The sequence below is a fragment of the Ignatzschineria sp. F8392 genome (assembly GCF_002252045.1).
Lineage (GTDB): Bacteria > Pseudomonadota > Gammaproteobacteria > Cardiobacteriales > Wohlfahrtiimonadaceae > Ignatzschineria.
The window spans coordinates 1-15296 of record NZ_NEFF01000011.1 but is presented as its reverse complement, the minus strand read 5'-3'; the positions used below and the strand labels follow the sequence as shown (position 1 = coordinate 15296).

Sequence of the window (15296 nt, the reverse complement as noted above, 5' to 3'; positions counted from 1 at the left end):
AAAAAAATAGATGCTGGAATTGTTTGGTTAGACTTCTATTCTTTTGCTCACGCAAACAAATACAAGCCCCCATACAAACTTACTTAAGATTAATTTGTTAAAGAACTTTAGGGTTAAAGTGAATCAAGATTGAATCTCTTACCGCCCTAAGCAGACGAACTATACTACAGATACTTTATCAACTTGTCAAACTTATTTTTAACTATTTTTGAGTTCTTTTCGATTTTTTGATTTTGATTTTAACTTGAATCTCAATCTCAATTTCGAACCCTACTCAAACTCTTATTAGCAAGATGTTAAAAACTGTATTAAAACTTGCTTAAAACTGACTACTAATAGGATGAAGCTTTGACTGTTTCAGAAGCGCTGTGTCGTCTGAGGTGATGTATCTTACCCCTTTTGGTTTTATTTGCAACTCTTTTTTGAAAAATCTTTGGAAATTTTTCGAGTGTTTCATCTTGTCACGCATCAACAGCAACTTAAACATTGTCTTAAAGAGACTTTTATATATATGTAATCTATTGATTATCAATCAATGATAGAGATATCAAAGCTAGATATCAAAGCGGGAACTATTTTCTGCTACTTCTCTTCGATTGCATTAAAACTCTCTTCAAAGTTGAGTGTTCCCACATAACTATTGAGCGCAAAGTGTTGCTTAATGCCGGCACGAATAGCCTCTTTCGCCAATACTGTCGCTTCTCGTTTGGAGTAACCCTTACAGAGATTTGCAGCAACATGCGCAGCGAAGGTACATCCTAATCCATGCGTATGGTGAGTATCGATAAAAGCCCCTTCAATTAAGAGAAGCTCTTCCCCATCATAGTAGAGATCTCCTGATGTTTTAGGTGCCATAAGGCTACCGACATTTGTAATCACAACAGCTTTACAGCCCAAGGTCATAATCTTTTTCGCAGCAGTAACAGCCTCTTCATAAGAGGTGATCTTACTCATGCCGGCAAGTTGCGCAGCCTCAAATAAATTTGGAGTCACTACTGTTGCAAAAGAGACGAGTGATTCACGAATCGCTTTTGCATGTTCTGGAAAGAGAGGCTCATCGCCCTTACAAACCATAACAGGATCTACGACAATAGGAATCTCTCTCGATAAAGAGTGAAGTTTTTGTGAAACTAAAGAGATAATTTCAGGCGTTGGCAACATCCCTAACTTAATGGCATCAACTCCAACACCATCGATAGCAGTATTGAGCTGTGCTTCAATAGTCTTAACTTCGATCGGATAGACACCATGTGACCAATTGGCCTTAGGATCCATCGTAACAATTACCGTTAACGCGCAAAACCCATAAAGATTATGTTTGGCAAATGTTCTTAAATCTGCTTGTATTCCGGCTCCTCCACTAGAGTCAGATCCTGCGATTGTTAAAATCTTCTTCATCTCTTTATCCTTCATTTTTTCAATAGCTTCTATAGCGGTTGTCACTTCTATAACTCATATCTGATCTGCAACCTAACAGAGCGTTAACTCTGCCTCTCTATTATAGCAATACCCAATAGATACCACAGAAAAAGTAGTATCTAGCACATCCCTCATCATTCTCCATAAAATAGAAGAGCCTAGATCTCTCTAGGCTCTCTTCCCTCGCTTGAAGGAATATTAATTGGAGTGTTGATTGGAGTATTGATCGATTATTCATTGAACAATCTGATTTTTCCCACTACTTCTCCTTTTTAACCGCAACAAAGTAAGGTGTTCCCTGGCGATTAATGAGGATTCTTAAGATCTGATCCTTCTCAGTTGCTTTTAAAGCAGTATCAAAACTCTTAATATCTGAAACTTCTAAGCCATTAATCTGTGTAATCACATCTCCTGGAATCAACCCTGCATTTTTAGCAATACCTTTTGCGACAGCCGTAATCACCACACCTTTTACAGGAGCGTTCTGTTTGCTCTCTTCCACAGTAACCCCTAAAACATTGTTAGAGGCACTTTGACTACCGGCAATTTTTCGCCCTTCATCATCTAACGCTTCGATCGTAACTTCAATCGTCTCTCGCTGACCATCTCGAAGAACTTCAACTTCAACCACTTCATCTGCTTTAATTCGGCTCACTAAAATAGGAAGTTGACTTGAAGAGATCACCTCTTGATCACCAAATTTTAAGATGATATCACCTACTTTTAACTTCGATTTATCTGCAGGACTTTCAGGAACGATGCTTGCAATCAATGCCCCTTGCGGTTTATCAAGATCAAAAGTCTCTGCAAGTGTCGCGGTGACCTCTTGAATCTGCACTCCTAACCATCCGCGTGAAACTTTACCATCTTCACGAAGTTGTTGAACAATATGCATCGCTAAATCGATCGGGATAGCAAAGCTGACACCCGCATAACTTCCGGTACTCGTATAGATCTGTGAGTTAATACCAATCACTTCCCCTTTTGTATTAAAGAGTGGTCCACCAGAGTTACCCGGATTGATAGCGGCATCTGTTTGGATAAAAGGGGTGAAGTTATCGTTAGGAAGATTACGACCTAATGAACTGATAATCCCTTGAGTCGCTGTATAGTCGAGACCAAATGGGGAACCTACCGCCATGACCCACTGCCCTACCTTAAGATCTTCAACATTGGCTATTTTAACAACGGGAAGTTCATCAGCATCGATCTTTAAAACTGCGACATCTGTCTTTTCATCAAGCCCTACTAATTCAGCAGCAAGCTCACGACGATCTGCTAAATGAACCTTAATCTTATCCGCATCAGAGACCACATGTGCATTGGTGATCACATACCCTGCTTCATCAATGATAAAACCTGAGCCTGCACCACGAACAATACGCTCTTGCTCCTTTTGAGGTCTATCACCAAAGAAGAAGCTAAATGGATCCATATCACCAAATGGGGAAGGCCCGCCAAACGAGAACCCCTCAAAAGGGGACCATCCTGTAATGGTTTCTGTCCCTTCCGTTGTGATACTTACTACAGCGGCTTTATTCTTTTCAAACAGTTCGCTCCAATCCGGTAATTGTGCTAGCGCTTGTTGGACAATCAACATTGTGATTGCCACAAAAAAAAGTCCAGCTTGCTGTAAATAGCGTTTTCCTAACTTCATTGAATGCTCCTTGTTATCCATTTTTCGGAAACTATCTTAGTTTTCAATATAAGGGCTTGTGATGAAAATTCAAGCATCTAGCTTAAAAAGATAGTCTATTTGACGCATCATTTTGTCTCTTTTGGCTACGATTTACCCACTTCTCTCTCTTTTACCTCAGGTGATATTCATCTCTTACAGAACACACATACAATCCTGTGTATCTCCACTAGATGAATAACACCATAAGTAACATTATCACCATCATTACCCCATTCTTAACAATAGAGGTTAATAATCAGAATCGGTTAAAGCAGCTGTTCTAACATCTTATTTACAAAAAGAAGTCCTTTTTCTGTCGGAGCAATGATCTCTAAAGAGGGCTCTAATAACCCTTCTCTTCTATACGCCTCTAAAAAACTTGCGATTTCACTCTCCGGTAGAAAGGTCCGCTCTTGCCAATATGAGGTTGGCACTCCTGATTTGAGTCGTAATATATTGAGGAAGAACTCAAAAGGAAGATCCGTTTGGGCAATTTCATGTCGGGTTAAACGATCACTGGCACTCTTTTCAAGATAAGTTCGAGGATGCTTTTCAATCTGTGTTCGATAGATCTTCTCCTCCCCCATCATAGTGATCTTGCCATGTGCGCCGGCACCGATACCAATATAATCTCCAAACTCCCAATAGTTTCGATTATGTTGACTCTGACGCCCTGGTTGAGCAAAAGCAGAGACCTCATAATGTTGATATCCTCTCTCTTTAAGATAACGATAACTCTCTAGCTGCATCTCCTCAATAATCTCCTCTTTTGGCAAGGGAGGATTATAACGGTGAAAGTAAGTATTAGGCTCTAAAGTCAATTGATAGTGAGAGATATGTTCCGGCTCTAAAGCAAGGACACCTTGAAGATCTTCTAATGCTTCTTCTAAACTCTGCTCTGGCAGCGCAAACATCAGATCACAATTAATATTGGTAAATCCGGCATTACGTGCTATCTCAAAGGCCTTGATCGCTTCATCACTTGAATGAATGCGCCCAATCTTCTCTAAAAGTCGATCATTAAGGCTCTGAACACCAATTGAGAGGCGATTAATCCCAATTTCACGATATTGCTGAAAATATTGTGCATCCACAGTGCCGGGATTTGCCTCCATTGTAATCTCGATATTAGGATCAAAATTAAGGAGTGTTCGCAGCTCTGTAAAAAATTGATCTAAAAGCTTCGGAGGAATAAGGCTCGGCGTCCCACCACCAATAAAGATAGAGTGAATCCGTCTCCCCCAAACAGAGGGTAGAATCTCTAAAAGATCTGCCGTCAAAGTCTGCATATAGGGTTCATAGAGCGCACTATTATTTTGGTGTGAATTAAAATCACAATAGGGACATTTCTGAATGCACCAGGGAAAGTGGATATAGAGCGATAATGGAATCATTGTGATAACTCTCTCTTCAATTATATATTACAAGGACACGACAAGGATACGGTCAATCAATTCATTACAAATGGATGTTATTGATTATTGGTTATTAGTGATTGATGATTGGTTAAACTCATTTTCCCGCTACTTTATCATCAATCTATCCGCTTTACGGAGTTTATCGTCACAATACAGCTCGCAATATAGGTCACGATACATCTTATCCCATTCCTTTTTGGCACCAAACGCTCTCCTTTAACAAAAAAAGAGATACCGTTACCCGTATCTCTTCTCTTTTATCTTCAACGCTACTCAATTTTATCAGCTGTTTTAAACACTACTCTGTTAAGAGACAAGCTGAAAGATGTGTTAATCCCTTCAAGCCCGGTTTGACCTCTGAACATTGTGCTACCACCTCTTTACAACGCGTTCTAAAGACACAACCTGATGGCGGATTAATAGGGGATGGGAGATCCCCTTCAAGCAGATCTAAAGTCTTCCCCTTCTCTTTTGAAGGATCTGGTAGCGGCACGGCTTGCATCAAGGCCTTAGTATAAGGATGCTTCGTATCATTGTAGACCTCAAGCTTTGTCCCTAACTCAACCACATTGCCAAGATACATCACCAAAACACGATCTGAGATATGTTTTACCACGGCTAAATCATGGGCAATAAAGATGAGAGAGAGCCCCATCTCTTTCTGTAATGATTTCAGAAGATTGATCACTTGCGCCTGAATCGAAACATCGAGTGCCGATACAGGCTCATCACAGATAATGATTTTAGGCTCTAAAATCAGCGCTCGTGCAATCCCAATACGTTGACATTGCCCGCCAGAGAATTCATGAGGATAACGATTGATAACATTAGGCAGAAGTCCAACACGCGCCATGATCGCCTCAACACGATCCTTAACCTCACTACTTGAGAGCTTAGGAAAATGCGTTTTTAAAGGCTCAGCAATAATATCGCCAATCGTCATACGTGGATTGAGTGATGCCAATGGATCTTGAAAGATCATCTGAATATCCTTACGAATCGCTTGCATCTCACGCTTTGTTGCTTTACCAAGATCTTGCCCTAAATAGGAGACCGATCCACCGGTAATCGGTGCTAAGCCAATAATTGCTCGTGCTAATGTGGATTTACCACAACCGGACTCACCCACAACACCTAACGTCTCCCCCTCGTAGAGTTTAAAACTGACACCATCGACCGCTTTTAGCGCTAAAGGCTTCTCCCAAAAGTATTGACTCTTTTCACGAATCGGAAAATGAACCTTCAATTGCTCGACTTCTAAGATTACTTTTTCTCTATTTTGTTCACTCATGCTAACAACTCCTTTGCATCTCTAAAGCAAGCTAGTAGGCGCTCATTACCGAAAGGCTCTAAACGGGGCGCTTCGGAACAGCGACTATCTCGCCATTCACAGCGAGGTGTAAAGGGGCAACCTTTAGGAAGCTGGAGTAGATTAGGCGGATTGCCGGGAATTGTATGAAGAAGCTCTCCATCATGTTCTAACGTTGGGATCGCATCAAGTAACCCTAAAGTATATGGATGGCTTGGTTGATAGAAGATATCTTCAACACCACCATACTCCATGGTACGACCGGCATACATCACCAAAACTTTATCACAAGTGCCGGCAACAACCCCGAGGTCATGGGTGATCATAATGATCGTCGTCCCAAATTCTGCTTTCAGCTCATTGAGGAGCGCCATAATCTGTGCTTGTACCGTCACATCAAGTGCTGTCGTAGGTTCATCTGCGATCAGCAATTTTGGCTGACAGAGAAGCGCCATTGCAATCATCACTCGCTGACGCATTCCGCCGGAGAACTCATGAGGATGCATCTTCATTCGCTTTCTTGCTTCCGGCATCTTCACCGCATCAAGCATCTTCACTGAAGCTTCAAACGCATCCTTCTTACTCATCCCTTTATGAAGCATTAAAACTTCCATCAACTGTGCGCCGACGGTCATATAAGGGTTAAGAGAGGTCATCGGATCTTGGAAGATCATCGCAATCTCTTCCGCCCGAAGTCGATTTAACTCATGCTCTTTAAGATTGAGAATCTCACGTCCTTCAAAGAGCGCTGATCCCGTTACTCGGCCATTTTTAGCGAGTAATCCCATCAAAGAGAAGGCTGTCTGTGATTTTCCAGATCCCGACTCTCCAACAATCCCTAAAGTCTCACCCTTTTTGAGTGAGAAGTTGAGCGAGTTGACCGCTGTCACCTCTCCATCGTAGGTCTCAAAGACTACACTCAGATCTTTTACATCTAATAATAATTCACTCATTGTGCTCTCCTAGCGATCTTTTGGATCGAGCGCATCACGAAGCCCATCCCCAATAAAGTTAAAACAAAAGAGGGTCACGATTAAAAATAGTGCCGGGAAAATTAAGAGCCATGGTGCAACTTCCATTGAGTTTGCGCCATCTGCTAATAGAGATCCCCAACTACTCATCGGCTCTTGTACCCCCAATCCTAAGAAACTTAAGAAAGATTCAAACAGAATCATACTAGGAACTAAAAGAGAGGCATAGACCACCACAACGCCTAAAACATTCGGAACAATATGGCGAAAGATAATGAGTGCCGTTGAGACCCCCGAGACCTTTGCCGCTTCAATAAACTCCCGATTCTTGAGACTCAATGTCTGCCCACGAACAATCCTTGCCATATCGAGCCATGACACCATTCCGATCGCTAAGAAGATTAAGAAGAGGTTCTGGCCAAAGAAGGTCACTAAAAGAATGACAAAGAACATAAAAGGGAATGAGTTTAAAATCTCTAAAACACGCATCATCAAGGAGTCAACACGCCCCCCAACATAGCCAGAGAGTGAACCATAAAAGGTTCCCATCAAGACAGCAACAAATGCTGCAGAAATCCCCACTAAAAGTGAAATTCGTCCCCCAACGGCGATACGAACAAAGATATCGCGGCCATTAGAATCCGTTCCGAGATAGTGTCCCGATTCAAAGTCCGGAGGACTTGTCATCATGCCCCAATCGGTATGGTCATAACTATACTCTGAAACCAGGGGTGCAAAGATCACAAAGAGCGCAATACAAGCAAGAACTAAGAGACTTGTCATCGCCGCACGATTACGCATAAAACGTCGACGCGCATCCTGCCAGAGACTACGCCCTGCAATATTGAGATTATCACTTAAATTTTCGGAGAACTCTTCGACCGCTTCTCTCTTCTGTTTCGATACGATATCCATCAGATTCTCCTTTAGTAACGTATTTTCGGGTCGATCACTGCATAGAGAATATCGACAATCATATTAAATAGAATCGTTAAACTCCCAACGAGAATTGTTACACTCAAAACTGTTGAATAATCGCGATTGAGCGCGCCATCAACAAAAAGCGTTCCAATTCCGGGAAGACCAAAGATCTTCTCAATCACCAGCGAGCCGGTGATAATTCCGACAAATGCAGGCCCTAAATAGGAGAGAACCGGAAGCAGTGCCGGACGCAAGGCATGCTTAATAATGATGGTCCGCATCGGCAATCCTTTCGATTTTGCCGTCCGAATAAAGTTCGAGTTAAGAACCTCAATCATCGAGCTACGCATAATCCGCGCAATACTAGCAATATAAGCAAGAGAGAGGGCAATCATAGGAAGTAACATATATTGAATCTTCCCGCCATACCAACCACCGGCAGGTAACCAATGGAGCGTAATTGCAAAGAGAAGCACTAGGAGTGGCGCAACGACAAAGCTAGGAACAACAACGCCGGTCATCGCAAAGCTCATCACTAAATAATCCCAGAAGCTATTCTGTTTGAGTGCGGCAATTGTTCCGGCAAGCGTTCCTAAAATAACGGCCAAAACAAACGCAGCCATTCCCAATTTTGCCGAGGTGGGAAAGTGGGTAGCGATCAATTCATTGACCGTATAATCCCGATAGCGGAAGGAGGGACCTAAATCACCTCGTAACAACTGCTTTAGATAATCGAAATATTGCTCATATAGTGGGGCATTTAAATTATATTTCGCCTCTATATTTGCCAATACCTCAGGGGGTAACATCCGATCACCTGTAAATGGGCTTCCCGGCGCCAATCTCATCATAAAAAATGAGATTGTAATCAACACAAGCAGTGTTGGAATGGCCTCCAATACACGCCTTAATATAAATCGTATCATGCTCTATCCTTTATTTTGCTATGGTTAATAGCTTATTGTCAGTATCTATCTTTGTGATTACCCAATCATATTAGGTATCTCCCCTCTACCACAATGTTAGCAGTAGATTGAGTAGATCATTGAGTAGACTATTTTTAGTAGATTATAAAATCAGCAGATATGAGAGTTTATAGAGATAGCAGCGATCACTCGATCCTCCTTAACTTCATTTTCGAATACGCTGTTATCGTGTCATCTCTTCTTAAAAATCATCCTCATCACAATGAGCCATTTAATGATTCTTAATGATTCTTAGTGATTCATTTAGTGGATCATCTAATTAACCATCTAATTGACCATCTAATTGACCATTTGCTGAGGTATTTAAGACTTAAATCTCAGGCTCAAAATGTTTACTCTCAATCCACTCTTTACGTTCTTGACGCTGATTTCGTGCTAGTAATTTATCGAAGACAGCGATAGGATCTTCAAGAAGTGCTTCCCCATCGAGCGTATCGACACTCTCTGCGGCAATCGAACCTCCCTCAGATGTTGCTAACGATGCTTCAGAAATCACTAACTGGACTAATCGACGCGTGTCAGGACTCATCGTCGTCTCTCGCAGCTGCATAGGATTCATCTCCCCTAGCCCTTTAAAACGAGTGACCGACTTCTGTCCACGACTCTTCTCATGTTGTTTTAAGATTGCTTCTTTCTCCTCCTCATCTAGCGCATAAAAAACCTCTTTACCCACATCGATTCGATAAAGTGGTGGTAAAGCAACAAATAGATGCCCCGCAGCGACCAACTTTGGAAAGTGCTTCAAAAAGAGCGCACAGATCAAGGTGGCGATATGGAGACCATCGGAGTCTGCATCCGCTAAAATGCAGATTTTGCCATAACGTAACTCATCAAGATTCTCATTGTTGGGATCTACCCCGATAGCAACAGAGATATCATGAATTTCGTTAGAGGCTAAAATTTCACTTGTGGGGACTTCCCAAGTATTGAGAATCTTCCCTCTCAGCGCCATCACAGCTTGTGTATCACGATCGCGCGCCTGTTTTGCCGATCCGCCCGCAGAATCCCCTTCTACTAAGAAGAGCTCTGTCTCATTAACATCGGTACTTACGCAATCTGCGAGCTTGCCAGGAAGTTTAGGCCCTTGCGATACCCGTTTGCGTACAACGGTTTTTGCACTCTTAAGACGTGCTTGAGCAGTAGTAATCACCAATTCGGCGATCTCTTCTCCATCTTCAACATGGTTATTGAGCCAAAGAGTGAAGAAATCTTTAATCGCGCCATTGAGTAGTGTTGCGATACTACGAGAACTGAGACGCTCTTTAGTCTGTCCTGAGAATTGAGGCTCCTGCATCTTGACCGATAATAAGAAGTTAAGATGAGAGAAGAGATCTTCCGGCGTAATGCGCACACCTCTTGGAAGCAGGTTTCGCTGCTCACAAAAATCACGAAGCGCTTCCGTCAAGCCCGACTTCATTCCATTGACATGGGTTCCTCCTAATGGAGTAGGAATTAAGTTGACATAACTCTCAACCATTATCGGGGCGCCTACTTCACTCCAAGCAAGCCCCCAAATAGCCTCTTCACTCTCTCCTCGGTACTCACCAAAGATGATCTCTTTAGGAAGATGATCAACCTCTTTTAAGGTATCGTAAAGATACTCTTCAACACCCGATTCATAACACCAAACGGTGACCTCTTCCTCTTTGTGAGTTTGATCGATCAAGGTGATCTTCAAGCCGGCACAGAGAATCGCTTTTGCTTTTAAAAGATCGGAGAGCGCCTTCTTAGCAATTTTGGGTGAATCAAAATATTTCGCATCCGGCTTAAAACGAATCTCTGTTCCAGTTTCGTTCTTTGCACATTTGCCGATTACTTCGAGTTCACTCGCCTTATAACCATCATTGAAGATGATGCGATAGATCTTCCCTTCTCGATGAACAATCACCTCTAATGTCTCAGAAAGCGCATTCACAACAGAGACCCCTACCCCATGTAAACCACCGGAATATTGGTAACTCTCATTGTTGAACTTCCCGCCGGCATGAAGGGTCGCTAAGATCAACTCAACGCCACTGACGCCATGATCAGGATGAATATCGACAGGCATTCCACGTCCATCATCTTTAACGCCTAGCGATCCATCGTGATAGAGTGTCACGGTAACGGCAGTTGCATGTCCGGCAAGCGCTTCATCTACTGAGTTATCAACCACTTCTTGCAGAATATGATTAGGACGACTTGTATCGGTATACATGCCGGGGCGCTTACGTACAGGATCTAGCCCAGATAGAACTTCTATAGAACGAGATGTATATTGTTTGTTACTCATAAGTTGCAAAACTCTCTCATCGACAATAATCAATCATTATTAATAAAAAATAGAGCTTTTGAAAGAAAGCTCTTTTATCTTTCTGTTACTTTTCGTTTTCATTTTCATTTTCATTTTACCGATCAAGTATCTCAATTTTTAGCTCAATCGTAATTGATGAATCCCTAAAAATTGTAAAATCGGCAAACGGTCAAAGTAGTTAAGTAAGATAATGTTGCCAATAAGATCAATTAACCCTCTACTACTGATTGATAGTGACCCTAATAATGACCTCAATCGTGACATTAAATCTTCAATCGACCCATCATCGATCTGATGAATAGAAAAAGATCATCATTATTGAACACTATCCATTCAATGAGTATCAATCTCAATCTCAATCTCAATCCGATAGAGCATGCCCTAATCTTCTCTCGCAATCGATATCACTCAATGGAAAACATTATATTACTTTAAATAGAGAAACATGCCTCAAAAGAGTGGTCATTTATGGTCTATTTTGATAAAAATCATCCAAATGTCGACCCAACTTCTCTATTTTTATCCTAAAAAGGATTAAATCCCCCACTTATGCCTGAGAGGTCGGGGTACTTTGATAGCAGAGATTATAAAGATCTGTTACAAGCTGACGAACAGTATCTACCAAGAGATAACCGTTAGATTGGGCTACGGCATTTTGATCATCACTTAACTCTAAGCGCTCCTGAAATTGATCAAGATAACGGACTCTCTTCAAAATAAAGTCCTCCGCGAGGGAGAAGGTGACAAGCTCCTGATAAGCAAGCCCTACTTTGGTGACACTCCATCCTTCTGAGATATTGAGCTCAATCTCTTTTGAATCTAACGGAACTCCACGATAGCGCGCGACACCCCCCTCCTCTTTATTGAGCTCTTTAAGTTCAATCTCATCGAGAAATTGAAAACGGGTATCACTTAAACCATTTTGAACCCAATCGGTCATCAAAAGCGCCATCTCAACTTGCGGCGCATATCCCACTACCGGCAGTGACCCCAATGTTTTACGCAAAACAGCTGTTACCAAAGAGGCCTTTTTCTCAGAAGTGGCATCAATGACGAGCCAATTTTTCTCACGATCAATATAGGCCATAATCGAACTCTGCTCAGGATAAGCATTTCGAATAAATTCATTGGTAATCACCTCTTCAAGCTCTTTGAGTCTAGCGCGATCATAAAGATCGAGTTCATGCTCACGAGCACGCTTCTCAACGGCCGTTTGAATAGCTCGGCGAGGTAATTTTTTCACCTCCATACCAAGACGAATGAAGTGGGCATTATGGATCGTCTCAACAAGATTTTCTCCTTGAGAGAATGCCGGTAACCAGCCATAAGTCTCTAACTCATCATCGCCACATTCTCGTAGGGGATATTCGCTAAGCAACGCCTCAAGCTCTGATGAATCCATCATGAATGGCTCATCAAATTGATAGATAAGTATATTCTTAAATGGTCGCATGATGAGAACTCCTTAAAATTAGAAGAGGGGAGAAGTCCCCTCATATCAGATAATTCAATAACTAAATAATTCAATAAATCAACAAATCAACAATTAAAATAAAAAGAGGAGATTACCTCCTCTTTCTTCTCTTTAGGCATTAAATCTTTCGGCCCTAAAATCGCCAAAATAAGATAGATTGCCCTATAACAGCCCTATTCTCCCTTACGACTATTCACCCTTACGAACAAGTAGTGCCATCGATTCCACATGTGCTGTATGGGGGAACATATCCATAACCCCTGCCGACACTAACTCATAGGGATACTCTTTTGTTAAAAGTGCTAAATCGCGTGCTAAAGTTGCCGGATGACACGATACATAGAGAATCTTTTCTGGGGCTAAGGTCCCTAAATAAGGCATCATCTCTAATGCTCCCGATCGAGGAGGATCTATTAAAATAGCATCATAACGCTCATTCATCCAAGGAGCATCATGTTGATTCTGTGTTAAATCCGCACAATGGAATTCAACATTTTTGATCCCATTATATTCTGCATTACGCCCTGCCCAATCGGTTAAGCTCTTATCCCCTTCAACCCCTATTACTGAGCCGGCAACGGTTGCTAAGGCTAGTGTGAAGTTTCCTAAACCACAAAAGAGATCGAGTACCTTCTCATCCCCTTTTAGATCAAGCAGCGATAATGCCTGTTTAACCATCTTATTATTCATCGCGGGATTGACCTGCGTAAAATGGTAAGGCTTAAAGTAGAGCGTCAATTGATCGAGAAGACGATAATAGAGTGCTTGATCCGATGAACCTCTCTCTGTTAAAGCTGTTGTGGTCGATTCATTTCCTGGTTGCAGGTAGAGAATAAGGTCATGCTCTTCTTCAAAGGCTCGTAAAATTTCTAAGTCCTCTTCTGTAGGCTGCTCAAGCACACGAAAACTTAATGCATGAGTATCATCCCCTACTGCAACTTCAATCTGCGGTAATTTTGCCGCAATCGAGAGCTTTCCGATCATCTCAGAAAGTGGCGTGATGAGTTGGTCAATCTTCTCCTCTAAAATAGGACAACGATGCATATCGACGATAAAAGGAGTTAAACGCTCACGAAATCCGACAAGAACCCGCTCTTTCGCCGGCACATTTTTTACCCCTAATCGTGCTTTATAACGATAATTACGAGATTCCCCTCGAAGATTAGGCAGATGCTCATACTCCGTTAAACCTGCTTGTCTTGCCAAATTAGAACGTAGCTGCTCCGCTTTAAAATCGATCTGACGCTCGGCATCAAGATGTTGTAATCGGCAACCACCACAAACACCATAAGCCTCACAAAAAGGCTCTACACGATCAGGAGAACTGACTAAGACCTCTGTCGCTTGAGCTTCATCATACTCTTTTTTAACCTTGGTATACTGTGCAACAACCTTTTCACCGGGGAGAGCACCATCTACAAAGACCACTTTCTCTTCAACCTTGGCAACACCACGGCCATCATGTGCTAAATCATGAATATCTACTGTAATAGGCTCAACTGGAACTCTATTACGTCGACCTCTTCCACGTCTATGTCCTCTACTCACAATTACCTCATTTTTACTTAAATTTTTGCAATATAGAAGTTTATCACATTCATCTATAAAGAAGAAAAGAGAACGCTCCCTTTATCAATTAGGTAGTGATCACTCACATTAAGATCGAGGCGTTATCGTTATAGTAAGAGAATGCGTATAATAGAAACGGTAGCAATCGATCTTATGGAAAGTGACTCGATAATTTAACCAAATAACTCAAGCATTATGGTAATCGTAAGTTAAAAGGAAATCACCAAAGATCACCTTCCCCACCTCAAAGAGTAGAGAGATAATCATGAGCGAACACTATTTCCCTTGTACAAGTTGCGGCGCCTGTTGCCGTTACCTACATTTAGCAACAGAACTGCAACATTTAGATCGTGGTGATGGTGTTTGCAGACATCTCACCGAAGAGAATCGTTGTGAAATCTATGAGACGCGTCCTGATATCTGCAATATTGAGTATCAATATCATACTAATTATCATCATATCCCCTGGGATGAATTTGTCGCAGAGAATCTACAAATCTGTGAGCTCCTACAGCTCGATCAGAAAGTAAAAGCACGAGAAAAAGAGGAGAAATAAGAACTTTTTGATCCAATAATTCTCTAGATCATTTTACCAAGTACCTATTAAGTCAAGAGAAGCCGATGAGTTGCGGGAGATCACTTGCCTGCAAATATATGATAACTCTAGCGACTTAAAATTGATCTTCAATATCTGTAGATCTATCCACTAAGATAATCAGCGGAGCCGCGGGAGCCTACTATTTCATTCTTATTCCTATTGCATGCCCGCGGAGTGGCATCTTTGATACTAATACCGGCAATCAATTACTAATGAATCACTATCCATTTATAATTACTGATAATCGATTTCTCCTTCGCTAGCTATTACTCATGTCTACTACTCGATCTCTTCCCTATGCCTACTACTCTAGGCCTACCCGCAAAGACATAAAGGTTAAACTCATTGCCGGCGTGAGATTGTTAAAAGAGTGCAATTGTAAAATCCGGCAATGCATCAGCTTCTCTTAGAAGCTCAATATTAAAGTTTCTTAAAAGCTGTTTTTAAAGAAATATGTTTTTAAGGAATAAAAAAAACAAAAAACGTACGCAAGAAAAAAGCCTCTAGCGGTTAAGCTAGAGGCTTTTAAGATAAAGCCCTGGGGTTGACCTACTCTCACATGGGATCTCCCACACTACCATCGGCGCTGCTACGTTTCACTTCTGAGTTCGGGATGGGATCAGGTGGTTCCATAGCGCTATTTTCCCCAGGAAAACTGGC

11 protein-coding genes and 1 rRNA gene are annotated in these 15296 nt (G+C 41.8%); 1 reads left to right on the top strand and 11 read right to left on the bottom strand.

Annotated features, from left to right (window positions below; all coding sequences use genetic code 11):
- Positions 1-582 precede the first annotated feature (582 nt).
- From thiD to rlmD, 10 genes are all read right to left on the bottom strand, one after another.
- Positions 583-1398, bottom strand: a complete 816-nt coding sequence (thiD, locus tag B9T19_RS10415; RefSeq protein WP_094568563.1) for a bifunctional hydroxymethylpyrimidine kinase/phosphomethylpyrimidine kinase — start codon at positions 1396-1398, stop codon at positions 583-585.
- Between the two features lie 280 nt (positions 1399-1678).
- Positions 1679-3076: a Do family serine endopeptidase gene (locus tag B9T19_RS10410; protein WP_094568562.1), complete on the bottom strand. Its 1398-nt coding sequence runs from the start codon at positions 3074-3076 to the stop codon at positions 1679-1681.
- A 287-nt stretch (positions 3077-3363) separates the two neighbouring features.
- Positions 3364-4491: a radical SAM family heme chaperone HemW gene (hemW, locus tag B9T19_RS10405; RefSeq protein ID WP_094568561.1), complete on the bottom strand. Its 1128-nt coding sequence runs from the start codon at positions 4489-4491 to the stop codon at positions 3364-3366.
- 322 nt (positions 4492-4813) lie between these two features.
- Positions 4814-5806, bottom strand: a complete 993-nt coding sequence (oppF, locus tag B9T19_RS10400; RefSeq protein WP_094568560.1) for a murein tripeptide/oligopeptide ABC transporter ATP binding protein OppF — start codon at positions 5804-5806, stop codon at positions 4814-4816.
- Entirely contained in the window at positions 5803-6777 is a 975-nt protein-coding gene (gene oppD, locus B9T19_RS10395; protein ID WP_094568559.1) for an oligopeptide ABC transporter ATP-binding protein OppD, read from the bottom strand. The genes oppF and oppD overlap by 4 nt, the downstream gene beginning before the upstream one ends.
- 9 nt (positions 6778-6786) lie before the next feature.
- Positions 6787-7710 (bottom strand): oligopeptide ABC transporter permease OppC, encoded by a 924-nt coding sequence (oppC, locus tag B9T19_RS10390; RefSeq protein ID WP_094568558.1) that lies wholly within the window; start codon positions 7708-7710, stop codon positions 6787-6789.
- Between the two features lie 11 nt (positions 7711-7721).
- Complete coding sequence (oppB, locus tag B9T19_RS10385; protein WP_094568557.1) at positions 7722-8642, bottom strand: oligopeptide ABC transporter permease OppB; 921 nt, start codon at positions 8640-8642, stop codon at positions 7722-7724.
- A gap of 370 nt (positions 8643-9012) precedes the next feature.
- Positions 9013-10974 (bottom strand): DNA topoisomerase IV subunit B, encoded by a 1962-nt coding sequence (parE, locus tag B9T19_RS10380; RefSeq protein ID WP_094568556.1) that lies wholly within the window; start codon positions 10972-10974, stop codon positions 9013-9015.
- A 568-nt stretch (positions 10975-11542) separates the two neighbouring features.
- The gene (gene rdgC / locus B9T19_RS10375) at positions 11543-12448 is read right to left on the bottom strand and encodes a recombination-associated protein RdgC (RefSeq protein ID WP_094568555.1); all 906 of its coding nucleotides are present in this window, start codon (positions 12446-12448) and stop codon (positions 11543-11545) included.
- Positions 12449-12658: 210 nt separating this feature from the next.
- Positions 12659-14017, bottom strand: a complete 1359-nt coding sequence (gene rlmD, locus B9T19_RS10370) for a 23S rRNA (uracil(1939)-C(5))-methyltransferase RlmD (RefSeq protein ID WP_094568554.1) — start codon at positions 14015-14017, stop codon at positions 12659-12661.
- A 286-nt stretch (positions 14018-14303) separates the two neighbouring features.
- Between rlmD and B9T19_RS10365 the strand changes: the two genes are divergently transcribed.
- Positions 14304-14594: a YkgJ family cysteine cluster protein gene (locus B9T19_RS10365; RefSeq protein ID WP_094568553.1), complete on the top strand. Its 291-nt coding sequence runs from the start codon at positions 14304-14306 to the stop codon at positions 14592-14594.
- Between the two features lie 578 nt (positions 14595-15172).
- On the opposite strand, the gene rrf is transcribed toward B9T19_RS10365, so the two are convergent.
- Positions 15173-15287, bottom strand: a 5S ribosomal RNA gene (gene rrf / locus B9T19_RS10360).
- Positions 15288-15296: the final 9 nt, after the last annotated feature.